This is a genomic window from Arsenicibacter rosenii, assembly GCF_001870735.1.
Classification (GTDB): domain Bacteria; phylum Bacteroidota; class Bacteroidia; order Cytophagales; family Spirosomataceae; genus Arsenicibacter; species Arsenicibacter rosenii.
This window is the reverse complement of sequence record NZ_MORL01000217.1, coordinates 1-723: the sequence shown is the minus strand read 5'-3', so window position 1 is coordinate 723 and position 723 is coordinate 1. Positions and strand designations below refer to the sequence as shown.

Here is a 723-nt window from a genome sequence, read left to right as displayed (position 1 = left end):
GTACCAAAAAGGATACCTTGTCGCCGGCTGACAGGCAGGTATTATTTGCCGTCCCGGCGCCGGCAGAACTTAATGAGATCAGCACCGGCTGGCAAAAACGAAATTTAGTGCCTGACAGATATGAGCTTATTCAGGAAACTAAACTGTTGAACGGCAAATTTACCCTCAAAATACTGGCCTACACCGTGGCCGGTCTCAGCCAGTACGGCGCCCTGCTCGTTCCGCAGGGTACCAGCCACCTGCCGGTCCGGCTATTGATCAATGGATTCGGCCTGGGCATAACGACCAACGCTGTTTCCCTGGCCCTCGACAGCTCCCTGGCTGACTCTCCGTTTATCCTGGCTATTCCGGCTTTGCGGGGTCAGTCATTAGCCCTTACTGTCAACGGCACCCTTTATACATCTCCGCTTTCGGAGGGTGATCACTGCGATGCCTTTGACGGAGCGACCGACGATACCATCGCGTTTCTGAATCTGATCGGTCAAACCGAAAGCCGTGCCGATGTCAACAGAACCGCTGTCCGTGGCGGAAGTCGTGGCGGCACCGTAGCGCTGTTAGCGGGAATACGCGATAAACGGATAAAACGGGTTGTCGGCGTGGTGTGTCCCACCGATTTAGTAACGCTCACGGCTCAGCATGAAAAGGACCCCACGTACCGGTGCCAGTTTTTAACCACACTCAGCACCAACGGAGCCGGCTTAGCGGCTACCCGCAACAGACTGA

The 723-nt window shown here is 55.5% G+C and carries 1 protein-coding gene; it reads left to right on the top strand.

The window, feature by feature from the left end:
• Positions 1 to 146 precede the first annotated feature (146 nt).
• The coding region (locus BLX24_RS30925) for an alpha/beta hydrolase family protein (protein ID WP_218160750.1) at positions 147 to 723 on the top strand (577 nt) is incomplete at its 3' end.